11 protein-coding genes are annotated in these 13,883 nt (G+C 68.1%); 4 read left to right on the top strand and 7 right to left on the bottom strand.

What is annotated here, in order from left to right:
- Positions 1-151: 151 nt before the first annotated feature.
- Positions 152-1,207, bottom strand: coding sequence for an RNA methyltransferase (locus HNP55_RS02240; protein WP_184295740.1), 1,056 nt, complete (start codon positions 1,205-1,207; stop codon positions 152-154).
- 135 nt (positions 1,208-1,342) lie between these two features.
- On the opposite strand from HNP55_RS02240, the gene HNP55_RS02235 reads away from it, so the two are divergent.
- Both HNP55_RS02235 and ispD read left to right on the top strand, forming a co-directional pair.
- Positions 1,343-2,860 carry an acetyl-CoA hydrolase/transferase family protein gene (locus tag HNP55_RS02235; RefSeq protein ID WP_184295738.1) on the top strand — a complete coding sequence of 506 codons (1,518 nt, stop codon included), beginning with the start codon at positions 1,343-1,345 and terminating at the stop codon, positions 2,858-2,860.
- A gap of 10 nt (positions 2,861-2,870) precedes the next feature.
- A complete protein-coding gene (ispD, locus tag HNP55_RS02230) occupies positions 2,871-3,590 on the top strand; it encodes a 2-C-methyl-D-erythritol 4-phosphate cytidylyltransferase (RefSeq protein WP_184295736.1) in 720 nt (239 codons plus the stop codon).
- A 30-nt stretch (positions 3,591-3,620) separates the two neighbouring features.
- Here ispD and HNP55_RS02225 read toward each other — a convergent pair whose 3' ends face one another.
- The 4 genes from HNP55_RS02225 to HNP55_RS02210 all read right to left on the bottom strand — a co-directional run bounded on the left by HNP55_RS02225 (position 3,621) and on the right by HNP55_RS02210 (position 8,600).
- Positions 3,621-6,533 carry a serine/threonine-protein kinase gene (locus HNP55_RS02225; RefSeq protein WP_184295734.1) on the bottom strand — a complete coding sequence of 971 codons (2,913 nt, stop codon included), beginning with the start codon at positions 6,531-6,533 and terminating at the stop codon, positions 3,621-3,623.
- Positions 6,506-7,282, bottom strand: a complete 777-nt coding sequence (locus tag HNP55_RS02220) for a PEP-CTERM sorting domain-containing protein (RefSeq protein ID WP_184295732.1) — start codon at positions 7,280-7,282, stop codon at positions 6,506-6,508. Before HNP55_RS02220 ends, HNP55_RS02225 begins: the two co-directional genes overlap by 28 nt.
- 60 nt (positions 7,283-7,342) lie before the next feature.
- Positions 7,343-7,900 (bottom strand): ECF-type sigma factor, encoded by a 558-nt coding sequence (locus HNP55_RS02215; protein ID WP_184295730.1) that lies wholly within the window; start codon positions 7,898-7,900, stop codon positions 7,343-7,345.
- Positions 7,901-7,973: 73 nt separating this feature from the next.
- On the bottom strand, positions 7,974-8,600 hold the full coding sequence (locus HNP55_RS02210) for an outer membrane beta-barrel protein (RefSeq protein ID WP_184295728.1): 627 nt from the start codon (positions 8,598-8,600) through the stop codon (positions 7,974-7,976).
- Between the two features lie 207 nt (positions 8,601-8,807).
- Between HNP55_RS02210 and HNP55_RS02205 the strand changes: the two genes are divergently transcribed.
- Positions 8,808-9,545, top strand: coding sequence for a helix-turn-helix domain-containing protein (locus tag HNP55_RS02205; RefSeq protein WP_184295726.1), 738 nt, complete (start codon positions 8,808-8,810; stop codon positions 9,543-9,545).
- 7 nt (positions 9,546-9,552) lie between these two features.
- On the opposite strand, the gene HNP55_RS02200 is transcribed toward HNP55_RS02205, so the two are convergent.
- Positions 9,553-11,844 carry a patatin-like phospholipase family protein gene (locus HNP55_RS02200; protein ID WP_184295723.1) on the bottom strand — a complete coding sequence of 764 codons (2,292 nt, stop codon included), beginning with the start codon at positions 11,842-11,844 and terminating at the stop codon, positions 9,553-9,555.
- Between the two features lie 126 nt (positions 11,845-11,970).
- Here HNP55_RS02200 and ispF point away from each other — a divergent pair, with 126 nt between their 5' ends.
- Positions 11,971-12,510, top strand: a complete 540-nt coding sequence (gene ispF / locus HNP55_RS02195) for a 2-C-methyl-D-erythritol 2,4-cyclodiphosphate synthase (protein WP_184295721.1) — start codon at positions 11,971-11,973, stop codon at positions 12,508-12,510.
- 27 nt (positions 12,511-12,537) lie between these two features.
- Here the strand turns inward: ispF and HNP55_RS02190 are convergent, their stop codons facing one another.
- A complete protein-coding gene (locus tag HNP55_RS02190) occupies positions 12,538-13,872 on the bottom strand; it encodes an ATP-binding protein (RefSeq protein ID WP_348648640.1) in 1,335 nt (444 codons plus the stop codon).
- Between the last annotated feature and the right edge of the window lie 11 nt (positions 13,873-13,883).

The following is a 13,883-nucleotide window of genomic DNA, read 5'->3' as shown; positions in this document are numbered from 1 at the left end:
CCAATGTAGCCAGTGCCCCAGCCGCGTGCCGCCCCTCATTCCAATGGGCCGGGGAAAGTGCGTCAAAGTGCCGTGAGCTATTACCGGATTCGTCGTGCTTGCTGCGGCGAAAAGCCGACAGTGCGGCCGGTCGCGGGCGCTGCGTCCGCCCTCAAGCGCCGGGCTTGCGCCGGATCTGTATGGGCTGGGAAGGGTCGGCCAGGGCGCGTGCCCGCAGCTGGCCGCAGCCGCCATCCACGTCCTGGCCGGCCGAGTCGCGCAGCTTGGTCAGCACGCCGCGCTGGTGCAGCTGGCGGGCGATCTCGCGCGCTTTGTCCCAGCTGGGGCGCCGGAAGGGCAGCTCGGGAATGCTGTTGTAGGGAATCATGTTCAGGAGCGCGTATTTGCCTTTGAGCAGGCGCACGATGCCGTCCAGCTCCTCCGGCCCGTCGTTGACGCCCTCCAGCAGCGTCCACTGATACTGGATGGGGTAGGCGCTGGCGCGGGCGTATTGCTCGCCCAGCGCGACCAGCTCCTCCGGCGTCAGGCGCGGTGCGCGCGGCAGCAGGCGCTCGCGCAGCTCGGCCTTGCTGGTGTGCAGGGACAGGGCCAGGGCCGGCTTGACCGGCCCGCAGTCCGGTCCGAGCAGGCGCTCAAAGACACGAGGGTCGCCCACCGTGGAGAAGACCAGGTTTTTGTGGCCGATATTGCCGTGCAGGCCCAGCAGTGCGATGGCCTCCATCACATTGTCGAGATTGTGGGCCGGCTCGCCCATGCCCATGAACACGACCTTTTTGACCGGCCGCAGCGCACGGGCCAGGGCCACCTGGGTGATGATTTCGGCGCTGCTGACCTGGCGTATCAGGCCTTCACGGCCCGTCATGCAGAACTGGCAGCCGACGGCGCAGCCGACCTGGCTGGACACGCAGAGCCCCTCGCGTGGCAGCAGCACGCTCTCCACCGTCATGCCGTCCTGCAGGGCGATCAGCAGGCGGGCCGAGCCGTCGTCACCCGGGTGTTGGGACTGGATCTGGCCCAGGGCCCGCAAGCGCTGCTCCAGGGCCGGCAAGGCCTCGCGCAGGGCCTGGGGCCAAAAATCCTCGGGCCGGCGGCGGCCGGCGGTCTGGCTCAGGGGCAGGGCCCACAGCCATTGGCGCAGCACTCGCTGCACATGCAGGGGCTTGGCGCCCAGATCGCTGAGCTGTTGTTGGAGGTCTTGGAGGCGCATCGTGTGGCGGGCGGGGAACAGGCGGGCGGAGACGGGTGGAAAAAATCGGACATTGTCCGTGTAAACCCTAGGTTTAGCTTGTCCATGGGATAAGCTGCGCGCCCATCTCTGCTCTCAAATTCTGGATTCTCCCCCATGCTTCTTGATGCGACCTCCCGCGTGCAAAACCCCGCCCTGCGCCAGCGCCTGATGTCGGCACGCGAGGCCGCCGAGCTGATCCCCGCCGGCGCCAATGTGGGCATGAGCGGCTTCACCGGCGCGGGCTATCCCAAGCTGATCCCGCAGGCCCTGGCGGCCCGAATCTCCGCAGAAAACGCCGCCGGCCGGCCCTTCCGCATCGGCTTGTGGACGGGGGCTTCCACCGCGCCCGAGCTGGACGGCGCGCTGGCCCGCGTCAACGGGGTGGAGATGCGCCTGCCCTACCAAAGTGACCCGACCAGCCGCAAGCTGATCAATGCCGGTCAGATGGAGTACACCGACATCCACCTGAGCCATGTGGCCCAGTACGTCTGGTTCGGCTTTCTGGGCAAGCTGGATGTGGCGGTGATCGAGGTGGCCGGCATCCTGCCCGATGGCCGGCTCGTGCCCTCCACCTCGGTGGGCAATAACAAGACCTGGCTGGAGCAGGCCGACAAAATCATTCTGGAGGTCAACAGCCTGCAGAACCCCGGTCTGGAAGGCATGCACGACATCTACTACGGCACCCAGCTGCCGCCCAAGCGCGTGCCCATCCCGCTGGTGCAGGTGGGCGACCATATCGGCGAGCCCTATCTGCACTGCGACCTCAGCAAGGTGATCGCGGTGGTGGAGACCCACCAGCCCGATCGCAACAGCGCTTTTGCCGAGCCCGATGCGGTCTCGCAGGCGATTGCCGGTCATTTGATCGAGTTCCTGCAGCACGAGGTCAAGCTGGGCCGCCTGGGCCCCGATCTGCTGCCCCTGCAGTCCGGCGTGGGCAATATCGCCAACGCGGTGCTGGCGGGCCTGGACCAAGGCCCTTTCGAGCATTTGACGGCCTATACCGAGGTCTTGCAGGACGGCATGCTGCAGATGCTCAAGTCCGGCAAGCTGGCCTATGCCTCGGCCACCGCACTCTCGCTGAGCCCGGCGGCGGCCGAGCTGTTCGAGCGCGAGATCGCCTTCTTCCGCCAGCGCATCGTCTTGCGCCCGCAGGAGATCAGCAACCACCCCGAGGTCATCCGCCGCCTGGGCCTGATCGCCATGAACTCCATGATCGAGGCCGACATCTACGGCAACGTCAACTCCACCCATGTGATGGGCAGCAGCATCATGAACGGCATCGGCGGCTCGGGCGACTTTGCCCGCAATGCCTATATGTCCATCTTCATGACGCCCTCCACCGCCAAGGGCGGGGCCATCTCCTGCATCGTGCCCATGGTCTCGCATGTGGACCATACCGAGCACGATGTGCAGATCATCGTCACCGAGCAGGGCCTGGCCGATCTGCGCGGGCTTTCGCCCAAGGAGCGCGCCAAGCTGGTGATCGAGAAATGCGCCCACCCCGACTACCGGCCCGCCCTGCGCGACTATGTGCGGCGCGCCGCCGAGGGCGCGCCGGGCCTGCACACCCCGCATCTGCTGGACGAGGCCTTCAGCTGGCACACGCGCTATCTGCGTGAAGGGCACATGTGAAAATGCGCCCATGACTTCTCCCTCCTACGCCCTGGGCCTGCAGCCCCGCTGTTATGCCCTGGTCCCCGCCGCCGGCGCGGGTGCCCGTTCGGGAGCCGCCATCCCCAAGCAATACGTCAGCCTGGCCGGCAAGGCCATGATGGCCCATACCTTGGCGGCCCTGGCCCGGGTGCCGCAGCTGGAGGCGACCCTGGTGGTGCTGTCGCCGCAGGACGATCAGTTCGAGGCTGCCGTACCCGAGTTCCAGGGCGAGCGCGCCTGGGTGGCGCGGGTGGGCGGCGAGAGCCGGGCCGCCAGCGTGGCCCAGGGCCTGGACGAGTTGCTGGCGCGCGGGGCCCAGGCCCACGACTGGGTGCTGGTGCACGATGCGGCGCGCTGCCTGCTGCGGCCCGAGTGGGTGCAGCGCCTGATCGAGACCTGCTGGGACGATGAGGTGGGTGGCCTGCTGGCCCTGCCGGTGGCCGACACCCTCAAGTCCTCGGCCGGCGGGCGGGTGCAGGCAACGGTGGACCGGCGCGAGAAATGGGCGGCTCAGACGCCGCAGATGTTCCGCCTGGGCCTGCTGCGCCCGGCCCTGGCCCAGCTGGGCGAGGCCATCACCGACGAATCCAGCGCCGTCGAGGCCCTGGGCCATTCGCCCCTGCTGGTCGAGAGCCCGATGGAGAACTTCAAGGTCACCTGGCCCGCGGATTTTGCCCTGGCCGAGGCCTTGCTCAAGAGTCGCGGCTGAGTCGGCGCTTGCGCAAGAGGCCCCGGCAAATCAGGGGCTGCGCAGCGCTTGCAGCAATTGCCTGAGGGCGGGGTAGTAAGACGGCGCCAGGCCGGTCTGTTGGCTCAGCGCGGCCTGGGCTTGGGCGGCCAGGCTGGCGGCCTGTGCCGGCTGGCCGGCCGCCAGGGCACACAGCCCGGCCTTGGCGCGCCAGTCGGCCAGGCCCGGGTGCAGGGGGGAAAGCTCGCTGCCTATGCTGGCCAGATGCGCTTGCATCAGGGGCAGGCCCAGCCTGGCCTGCTGGCTTTGGCAGAGGGCGGCACCGCGCAGCAGTTGGCGGTCCTGCATCACCAGATCATCGGCCTTGGGGTCGGCCGCAGGCAATAGTTGCAGGGCTTGCAAGGCCTCGCCCCGTGCCAGTGCCAGATGAGCCGTGGCCAGCTGGATTTGCTGGGCCGGGCCTTGCGGGTTGTGCTCGCTGCCGCGCACCGCTTGCAAAGGAGGCAGCGCGCCCAGCAATTGCCGGGCTTCGTCAAAGCGTGCCTGCATGCGCAGATTTTCGGCGGCGGCCACATAGCCGTCCGCCAGCCAGGGCGAGTCGGCGCCGACGATGCGTTGCCCCTGGCGCAGGGCTTGGGCCAGCAGGCGGGTCGCCAGGGCATGCTGACCGGTATGGGCCGCCGCCTGGCCCAGATTGAGCTCGATCATGTAGCGGCCCCAAGCCTGTTCGACCTGGCCTTGGGTGATCTTGGCCGAGGCCTCCAGCAAGGCGTAGGCGCGTGGCATCTCGCCGCCTTCCAGCAGCAGGCTGCCCAGTTGGTAATCGAGATTGGCCAAGGTCAGATTGGGTGGCCCCAGGCGCTCTTGCTGAAAGAGTTTGCGCAGATCCTCAATGCCTTGCTTGGCCTGGGCATAGGGCATTTGCCGCGTCACATAAAGCCATTTGAGGGAGTTGGCCTCCAGGCGGGCGGCGGCCAGGTCGTTGGCGCCGCCCAGCGCACGCTGGCTTTGCAGGGCCGCTTCCAGCAGGGGTTTGGCCTCGGGCCAGCGGTGGCGGTTGATCAGCGAGAACACCAGATCGGCACGGATGCCAAAGCCGGCGGCGGCCCGGCCTTTGAGGTCTTCGGACTGGTTTTGCAACAAGGCGGTCGCCTGTTTGTAGAGCGGCAAGGCCTGATCGAACTGGTTGTTCAGAAAGTTCAGACGGTTGGCCTGCAGGCGCAGCAACTCGGCCTGCAGCGTGGGGGCGGCCTGGGGCAGGCTTTGCAACTGGGTTTGAGCCAGTGCCAGCTCCTTCTTTGCCTCGGCGTCCTGGCCCTGGGCCAGCAGGCTGCGGGCGGCCAGCAGCCTGGCCTGCAGGGCTTGCCGAGGGCTGGTGCCGGCCCGGGCCAGCAGGGCGCGGGCCTGGTTCAGGCCCTCCTGCAATTGCTCGGCATCGATCAAGGCCTGGATCAGCAGCAGCTGGGCCTGGGCCTGCTCGGCCATGGGGGCGCCCATGCCGACCAGGGTCTGGCGCTGCAGCAAGGCGTGCCGGGCAGCCAGCTGGGGGCTGGCCATGTCCAGAAAGATGTCGCCCACCACGCCGTGCAGCTCGGCGCGCAAGGCCGGCTCGGCGGCGAATTTCTGCTCGATCAGGCCGGCGCCGCGCTCCAGCAAGGCCTGGGCGGGCAGGGCGCGCAGCTCGGTCTTGGCCGGGTTGTCGCGGGCATTGATGCGGAAGATGTCGAGCAGGAAGTCCTTCACCACGCCGGTGCGGCGGGCCTCCGCCTCGGCGCGCTGCGCCTGGCTGTGGGCCAGCCACGCGCTGGCGCTGAGGGCGGCCAGGGCCAGCGCCGTCAGGCCAAAACCCCAGGCGTGACGCTGCAGCCGTTTGCGCAGGCGGTAGAGCCGGCTCTTGCCTACGGCGGCCAGGGGCATGCGGTCGAGATAACGCTGCACATCATCGGCCAGGGCATCGGCACTGCCGTAGCGTTGCAGGGGCTGCTCGGCCAGGGCCTTGGCGAGCAAGGCGTCCAGCTCGCCCTGCAGGGCGCGCGCGGGCCGGCCCAGCTGGCGCGCACGTTGGCTGGCCAGAGGGGCCGGGCCGCGGCTTGCTTGGCCGCCGGCCAGGATCGCGGGCGGCTTGTCCCAGGGCAGGCTGCCGGTCAGCAGCCGGTAGAGCAGCAGGCCCAGCGAGTAGACGTCGCAGGCCACGCTCAGCGGCGCGCCCTGCAATTGCTCGGGTGCGGCATAGGCGGGGGTCAGGCCTTGCCTGATCTGCGTCTGCAAGCTCAGGGGGCCGATCAGGCGGGCGATGCCGAAGTCCAGCAAAAAAGCCTGGGCCTGGGGGGTGACCAGCACATTGGAGGGTTTGAGATCGCCGTGCACCACCAGGCGGCCATGGGCATGGGCGAGGGCGCGGACGACGGCGAGAAACAGCCGCAGGATTTCGGCCTGGCCCAAGCCCTGCTCTTGGCAAAAGCGATCGATGGGCAGGCCATCCACATATTGCATGGCCAGATAGGGGCGGCCCTGGGCGTCGCGGCCGGCATCGTAGAGGCGGGCGATATGGGCATGCTCCAGCCGGGCGGCCATTTCGCATTCATGGGCCAGGCGGGCGTCCAGCGAGGGCTCCCAGCTCAGGCGTGGCAGCTTCAGGGCCAGCTGGCGCTGGTAGGCCCCATCGGCCCGCTCCGCCAGCCAGACCACGCCCATGCCGCCGCGGCCCAGTTCGCGCAGCAGTCGGTAGGGGCCGACGCGCTCGCCCGGCCGGTCTGATTTGCCCTCCTGCAGCGGGGCCAGCGAGGGCAGGGAGTCCAGCGTCTGCTGCGGATGATCGTGCTCGGCCAGCAAGCGGCGCAAGGTCTCGCGCCAGCGTTGCTGGCCCGCGTCCAGCCGGGCCAGCCAGGGCTCCCGCTCGGCGGCGGGCAGGTCCAGGGCCTGGTCCAGCAACTGGCTCAGGCTGACGAGGTCATGGGCTTGCATGGGCGATGTGGGCGGCATTTGCGCAGCCGGCTCAGGCAGAGCAGGCCGAGGGCCAGCAGGCCGGCGCTGGCGGGTTCGGGCACGGCGTTGACGCTGACCACCAGATTGTCCATGGCCCAGGATTCATCCGACAGGGGCTGTATGCCCTGGCCTTCGATCAGAAAGCTGAAGCTGGCCGTGGCGCCGCTGTGGGCGATGTGCATGAAGCGCGGGTCGGCCGCCAGGTTGTAGGCGCTGTCGGTGTACCAGCCGCCGGGGCCGCCAAAGCCCAGGTCCTGATGGCGGGCCAGCTCCACCCCGGGGGGCGGGACGTAGCTCTGGATCTGGCTGGGGTCGGCATTGGCAAAAGACTCACGGAACAGGGTCTGGCCGTCCAGGGTGATGTGGAAGTAGTCGCCGCTGGGGAAGCTGCCGCTGCCGTCCAGGGAGTCGATGGCGGCGAACAGAAAGCCCAGATTCAGCTCGCTATGGCTGGGCAGGCCTTGCAGCGTCAGGGTGATGGTATTGCCGGTGGCGCTGCGCAAAAAGCTGCCGCCGAACTGGTAGCCCAGGGGGCCCAGGCCGGCAAAGCCTTGCACGCCGGTGAGGGCCGCGTCGCTGCCTGGATTGAACTGGCTGGGCAGGCTGGCCGCGTCAAAATTGCTGCTGAACACCACCGTCTGCGCCTGGCCGCTGCCGGCGAGCAGCAGGCCGGACAGCAGCAGTGAGAGCGAGGTGCGGCGGAAAGTGCGGGGGCTGGATGTCAACATGGCGAATCTCCTTGTACAGGGAAAGACGCAATCCATGGCCCGGACAGGACAGGGCCTGGCTCAGCCCTGCATCAGGGCGATCAGCAGCAGCCGGGCTTTTTCCCAGTCGCGGCGCACGGTGCGCACATGCAGATCCAGGGCCTGGGCAATTTCGCTCTCTTCGTAGCCGCCAAAGTAGCGCATCTCCACCACCTGGGCCAGGCGGGGCTCGCTGCTGGCCAGGGCGGCCAGGGCCTCGTGCACCTGCAAGATCTCGCTCTCGCCTTGGGCCGCAGGCAGGCCTAACTGGCTGTCCAGGGTCTCGTGCTGGACAGCGCCGCCGCGGCGCTGGGCGTGTTGTTCGCGCACCAGATCGACGATGACGGAACGCATCACCTGCGAGGCGTAGGCGAAGAAGGCCCGGCGGTCCACCGCGCGCAAGTCGCCGGCTCGCAGAAAGCGCAGATAGGACTCGTGCACCAGGGCGGTGGTGCTGAAGCCCTCGTGCCGGCCCCCGTCGCGCAGGCGGGCTCGCGCCAGCTGGCGCAGATCGGCATAGGCGCTGCCGAAGAGATCGGAGCGCGCCTGGGCATCGCCCTCGCGCACGCGCTGTATCAAGGCCGTCAAGTCCTCTTCCATGGCCCGATGGTAGCCAAGGATGGCGACTTTGCCGCCCCCTTGGTTGACAGGGTGGGTGGGGGCGGCGCGGAGTTTAGAAGCGGTAGCTCAGGCCGGTCGAGAACATGCCGACCCGGGTGCTGCCGGCGCCGTACTTGGCGCCCACATTGTCATAGTCCAGATTGAGGGAGATCTGCTTGTTGATGGCGTAGCTCACACCCAGGCCGTAGATGCCCTGGAAGCTCCATTTGGAGTCGCTGCCACCGGCCGCGTAGCTGGCCTTGCCCTGCGCATAGCCGGCGCCCAGCTTGCCCTTGAAGCTGAAGTCGCCATAACTCAGGGGCAGCACGGCATAGACGCCCAGGCCGGCCTGCTTGACCCAGCCGGCTTCTTCGCCGCTGCCGCGCTTGACCGTGCCCTGGCCGCTGCTGATGCCGTAGGCCATGGCCTCCAGGCCCAGGCCGCCCAGGTATTCGAACTGCTGGCCGATGAAGACCTTGCCACCGGCGCGTGCCGTCAGATCGCAGGCCACGCCGCCTTTGCAGTCCATCGCGTACTTGTTGTAGAGGCCGATATTGGCGCCGATATACGGCGTTTCTTGATTCTTGCTTTGGGCATGGGCCTGCGTGGGCAGGGCCGCGCCTATGGCCAGGGCCAGGCCGGTCAGGGCGATGGCGCTCAGGCCTTGGTGGGATTGGATGGCTTTGATGACTTTCGGCATTGCCGACTCCTGAAGTGATGATGAAGGGCGCGTCGCGACGAGGCTTGCCAGCGCTCTTGTTCGACATGCCGCAACGCCAGTGTTGAGGCTTTGCCCGAATGACGCCACGGCTTCATGCAAGGCAGCACAATGCGCTTCGATTGGTAGCGTGAAGCGCTACTCCGGGCCGCGCCTGGAGGCGAAACCGTCTAAGAGGAGAGTTTGGATATGAGCACCCCTGAAGTGCTGCTGCAGGTGCTGCGCTCGGAGATGCGTGTGGCCGGCCTGACCTATAAAGGCCTGGGCGACAAGCTGGGCCTGAGCGAGTCCAGCATCAAGCGCATGTTCTCGCAGGGCGATATGTCGCTGACCCGCATGGCGCAGATCTGCAAGGCCGTGGGCGTGGCCATGGACGACGTGCTGCGTCAGGCGGCCGATGCCACGCCGCATGCCGACACGCTGACGCTGGAGCAGGAGAAAAGCCTGGTCAGCGATCCCAAGCTCCTGCTGGTGGCGATCAGCTGCCTGGGCCACTGGACCATGGAGCAGATCGTCGAGACCTATGAGATCAGCGAGACCGAGTGCATCGGCTATCTGGTCAAGCTGGATCGCCTGGCCCTGATCGAACTCAAGCCCGGCAACCGCTACCGCATGCGCGTGTCCTTGGCCTTCCGCTGGCTGCCGGATGGCCCGGTGCAGCATTTTTTCCGCCGCGCTGTGGTGGATGATTACTTCGCCGGACGATTCGATGGCCAGGGTGAATCTTTGCTGTGTGTGCACGCCCGCCTGTCCGACGCGAGCGCCATGGAGTTGGTCCACAAGATCCGCCAACTCGCGGGTGAGCTGGCCCGCCTGCACCAGGACGACCAGCGCCTGCCGCTGAAAGATCGCGATGGCTACACCTTGATGCTGGGCTTCCGCTCCTGGGAGTTCAGGCAGCTGACGGCGATGCGGAGAAAGGCCTGAGCGCCCTTTACCAACTCGGTCCCAGGAATAAATACAGTGCGCTGTCCGCGCCCCGGGTGGAGCCGGCGGCGAGGTAGAAGGGGCCCAGGCGGGTGTCCACCGCGATGAAGAGGCTGCCGGCCAGCTTGAGGTCGCTGGGCTGCAGGCGCTGGCCATTGGGGACGGCACCGCCCAATTCCAGCGAGAAGCCGCCGCGCACCGTCTCGCCCAGGCCCACGGGCATGGTGCCGATGCGTTTGGCCGTTACCAGGCGCAGCAGGCCCACATTCTGGTCGCTCAGCGAGCTCTTGGGGCTGCCTGACAGGCGCAGGAAACCGCCCAGCGAGGTGGCTGAACCGAAGCTGGCGTGCGAGAACTCGGCCAAGCCATGGCCGGCCCAGTCCCCTGCCCGGTAGGCCGCGAGGCCGGAGAAGGACACATCGTTGCTGGTCTGTCCGCTGCTGTAGATCTGGGTGCGGGTGGTGCTGAGGTCCAGCAGATAGCCGCGGGTTGGAAAGGCGATTGAGTCCAGCGTGTCGGCGCGCAGCCGCAGCAGGCTTTGACTGCCGCTTTGTTCGTGCGGTCCGTTGCTGGCTTGCTCGGGGATTTGCACGACGGCCTCGCCCTTGAAGCGGTTATAGCCCAGCTGCACGTCCCCCCAGTTGCCCAGGCGGCGCCCCAGCGCGAAGCTGGCCAGGGTCAGTCGGGTGTTGTAGCGGGCCAGGCGCTTGCCGTTGACGTAATAGTCCCAGGGTTCACCGTTGAAGCTGATGCCCGGCTCCACATACCAGGGCGAGCCGGCGCCCAGGGGCTGGTAGAAGCTGCTGCCCAGCTTGCGCTGGCTGCCAATGCTGGCCTGGCTGCGCAGCTCGGCGCCCCAGCGATTGATCCAGCTGAGCTTGTGCAGGGCCACGACCTTGAAGCTGTTGTCGTCGGCGAAATTGCTGCTCAGCTCCAAGCCCAGGCGCAGGCGGCTGCGCGCCCAGTCGGCCTCGCTGACGTGGATGGTGACATGGCGCTCGCCGTCGCGGTCCAGCACCTGGGTGTCCAGGCGGTCGAAGTCGCCGCGGCCGTAGAGCTGGCTGGTCGCGGCATTGATCTGGGCCTGGCTGGCGGGCTGGCCGACAAGCAGGTCTATTTCTTTTTTCAGCACCTCGGGATTGGTCAGCTTGGCGCCCTCGATGTCCAGCGAGGCCAGGGGCAGGGCCTGGGGCGCGAGCGCGGGCGGACGCTGGCGCCGCTGCTCATGCAAGGCGTATTCCTGGGCCGAGAGCGCGAACTGGCTGAGGCGTTCATGCGCTGCGCGGGCCGCACGCTGGCCGGTGGCCACGGCCTCGTCGCGGCGGCCGAAGTCGAGAAAGCTCAGATTGCCGAGGTCGGGGTCGATCAGCACGTCCTCGGGCCTGAGCGTGCGGATGGAGCGGGCCACGTTTTGCGTGGTCAGGATGGACAGCATCTGGCGGCTCACGCCCAGGGCGCTGCCCAGCTCCTTCTCCTCGGCCAGCGGCGTGCCCACATCGACGGCGATGATGAGGTCGGCCCCCATGGCGCGGGCGCTCTCCACGCCCATATTGCGCACCAGGCCGCCATCCACCATCAGCCGGCCCTTGACCCGCACCGGCGAGAAAAAACCGGGGATGGCCATGGAGGCGCGCATGGCCAGGAACAGCGGGCTGTCGTCCAGATCGGCCAGCTCGCCGGTCAGCAAATCGGTGGCGATGGCGCGAAAGGGCAGGGGCAGCTGGCCGGTGCTCAGGTCGGCGTACTGGCTGGCGATCAAGCGTTCCAGCGCGAACTCCAGGCCGCTATTGCCAGCCGCGGCCGGCGGCAGGCTGACATCGCCTAGACCCAAGCCCACCTCGATGCGGGATGGCAGCAACTGATCGTCCTCGCGGCGGCGGTAGCTCAGCTCCTGGCGCGGCGGGCGGTCGGCCAGGATGGCCGTCCAGTCGGCGCTGTTCACAAAAGCCTCCAACTCGTCCACGCTGCGGCCCGAGGCGAAGGCGCCGCCCACCAGGGCGCCCATGCTGGTGCCCACCACCATGTCCACCGGCACGCGCAGCTCCTGCAAGACCCGCAGCACCCCGATATGCGCCAGGCCGCGCGCGCCACCGCCCGAGAGTACGAGGGCGATGCGGGGGCGGGGTTTGACGCTTGCGGTCTGTTCTGCGGCCTGGGTGCTGCTGGGCAGTGCTAGCGTCGTCTGCGCGAGTGCTGGCCTGCTCAGCAAAAAAAACAGGCCCAGGGCCAGCAGGCGAGGCATGAGGCGGGCAGGGGCGCGCGGGCAAGGCATGGGGGCGGGCTGGGCTTGGAGGCGCATGGTGGTGGCATGATGGGAGGCCGTGACGATAGCGTACAAAGCTCGCTTTTTTTGCGGATGCGCTAAGCTGCCAGCCCCCGATTCTTCCGCCCGAAGTGCCTCAGCCGCCTTCATTGATTTGCGCCCATGACTTCCGCCACTACCGCCCCATCGCCCTCCCTCTCTTCTCAGCCTGCCCTGCCTGCCTTGCGGATTGGCGAGGGCTGGGACACCCATGCCCTGGTCGAGGGCCGACCCCTTGTGCTGGGCGGGGTGACCATTCCGCACAGCCACGGCTTGCTGGGGCATTCGGATGCCGATGCGCTGGCCCATGCCATCACCGATGCCTTGCTGGGTGCGGCTTGCCTGGGTGATATCGGCAAGCTGTTTCCCGACACCGCCGCCCAGTTCAAGGGCGCGGACTCCATGGTCTTGCTGGCCGAGGCCTATCGCAAGGTGGGGGAGGCGGGCTGGCGGGTCGTCAATATCGACAGCACCATCGTTGCCCAGGCGCCCAAGATGGCGCCCCATATCCTGGCCATGCGGGAGCGCCTGGCCGCGGTGCTGGGCCTGGCGCCCGAGCAGGTCAATGTGAAGGCCAAGACGGCCGAGAAGATGGGCCCGGTGGGCGAGGGCAAGGCCATCGAGGCGCGGGCCGTCTGCCTGCTCTGCGCTGGCAAGACCTGACCCCCCCCAGCTTTCGCCGACGCAGGCTCACTGCGCTTTCTGCAGGCGGATGATGGTCTGCAGGCCGCCGCCGCGGGCATTGCTGATCTGCAGCTGGCCGCCCAGGCGCTGCACCGATTTCTCCACGATGGCCAGGCCCAGGCCGGCGCCGGTGGCGGCGGTGCGGGCGCTGTCGCCGCGGAAGAAGGGCGTGGTCAGGCGATCCATTTTGTCGGCCGGCACGCCGGGGCCGAAATCGCGCACCAGCAGGTCCACCCAGGGCCCGGTGCTGCGGTGGCTGACGATGACCAGGCTGGCCTCGCCCGGCGCGTGGCCGTAGCGGCGGGCGTTCTCGAACAGATTGAGCAGCACGCGGGCCAGCTCGGTCTCGTCGGCCCAGACACGTAACTCGGCCGGTAAGCGCACCAGGATGCGGATCTCCTCCGGCTTGCGGAACCCCAGGGCCTCGCGTTCGGCCAGCTCGGCCAGGGCGATGGGCTTGAGCTGCACCTCCGAGGGCCGGGCGTAGTCCATGAATTTATTGATGATGGCGTCCAGCTGGGCGATGTCCTGGGCCATGAACTGGCGGGCCTGCTCGTCGGCCACGCTCATCTCGGCCTCCAGGCGCAGCCGCGCCAGCGGGGTGCGCAGATCGTGCGAGATGCCGGCCAGCATGACGGCGCGGTCGTCCTCCATCTTGGCCAGTTCCCTGGCCATGCGGTTGAAGCCCATATTCACCTCGCGGATCTCGCTGGTGCGGGTGCTCTCATCCAGGCGCGAGTCGTACTCGCCCTCGCGGATGCGGTGGGCGGCAAAGCTCAGCTCGCGCAGGGGCTGGTTGATCAGGCGGGTGATCAGGGCCGAACCCAGGGCCGTGGCGATCAGGGCAATGCCCAGCCACCAGGCGTTGCCGGACAGGCTGACGGACAGGGGCGCGGCGCTGGTTTGCAGCCAGTAGGCGTCCTCGCCGATGCTGAAGCGCACCCACAGGCCCGGCTCCTGGTTGACGCTGCGGGCCACCACGGTGCCTGGCCCCAGGCGCTCGCGCAGCTCGGCGGCCAGGCGTTTGGCAAAGGTGTTGGCGTCGTAAGCCTGCCAGCGGTCGCTCTGCTCGGCCACCCGCACCTGCACCGCATCGCTGCGCGCCAGGGTGGAGAGCATGGCGACGCGGTTGATGCTGTCGGTATTGGCCAGGGCCACCCGGCTCAGATTGACCAGGCCGGCCAACTGCTGGGCCGATTCCAGCGCGCGCGGCTCGGCCTCCAGCACCTTGAAGGTCTGCTGCCAGGCCAGTACCCCGCCCGATAGCAGCAGGGCCAGCAGGGCGAAGGTGCGCCAGAAGAGAGTGAGCGCCAGCCTGGGCTTGGCGAGGTCGGAAAGCACGCGCGCTTGTG

The organism is Roseateles oligotrophus, from assembly GCF_014204525.1.
Taxonomy (GTDB): domain Bacteria; phylum Pseudomonadota; class Gammaproteobacteria; order Burkholderiales; family Burkholderiaceae_C; genus Paucibacter_A; species Paucibacter_A oligotrophus_A.
This window is presented reverse-complemented; position numbering and strand designations above follow the sequence as displayed.

Bases quoted from the DNA above. Each gene is read 5' to 3' on its own strand.
- HNP55_RS02240 (WP_184295740.1), bottom strand. From the start codon at position 1,207: ATGCGCCTCCAAGACCTCCAACAACAGCTCAGCGATCTGGGCGCCAAG.
- HNP55_RS02235 (WP_184295738.1), top strand. From the start codon at position 1,343: ATGCTTCTTGATGCGACCTCCCGCGTGCAAAACCCCGCCCTGCGCCAG.
- ispD (WP_184295736.1), top strand. From the start codon at position 2,871: ATGACTTCTCCCTCCTACGCCCTGGGCCTGCAGCCCCGCTGTTATGCC.
- HNP55_RS02225 (WP_184295734.1), bottom strand. From the start codon at position 6,533: ATGCAAGCCCATGACCTCGTCAGCCTGAGCCAGTTGCTGGACCAGGCC.
- HNP55_RS02220 (WP_184295732.1), bottom strand. From the start codon at position 7,282: ATGTTGACATCCAGCCCCCGCACTTTCCGCCGCACCTCGCTCTCACTG.
- HNP55_RS02215 (WP_184295730.1), bottom strand. From the start codon at position 7,900: ATGGAAGAGGACTTGACGGCCTTGATACAGCGCGTGCGCGAGGGCGAT.
- HNP55_RS02210 (WP_184295728.1), bottom strand. From the start codon at position 8,600: ATGCCGAAAGTCATCAAAGCCATCCAATCCCACCAAGGCCTGAGCGCC.
- HNP55_RS02205 (WP_184295726.1), top strand. From the start codon at position 8,808: ATGAGCACCCCTGAAGTGCTGCTGCAGGTGCTGCGCTCGGAGATGCGT.
- HNP55_RS02200 (WP_184295723.1), bottom strand. From the start codon at position 11,844: ATGCGCCTCCAAGCCCAGCCCGCCCCCATGCCTTGCCCGCGCGCCCCT.
- ispF (WP_184295721.1), top strand. From the start codon at position 11,971: ATGACTTCCGCCACTACCGCCCCATCGCCCTCCCTCTCTTCTCAGCCT.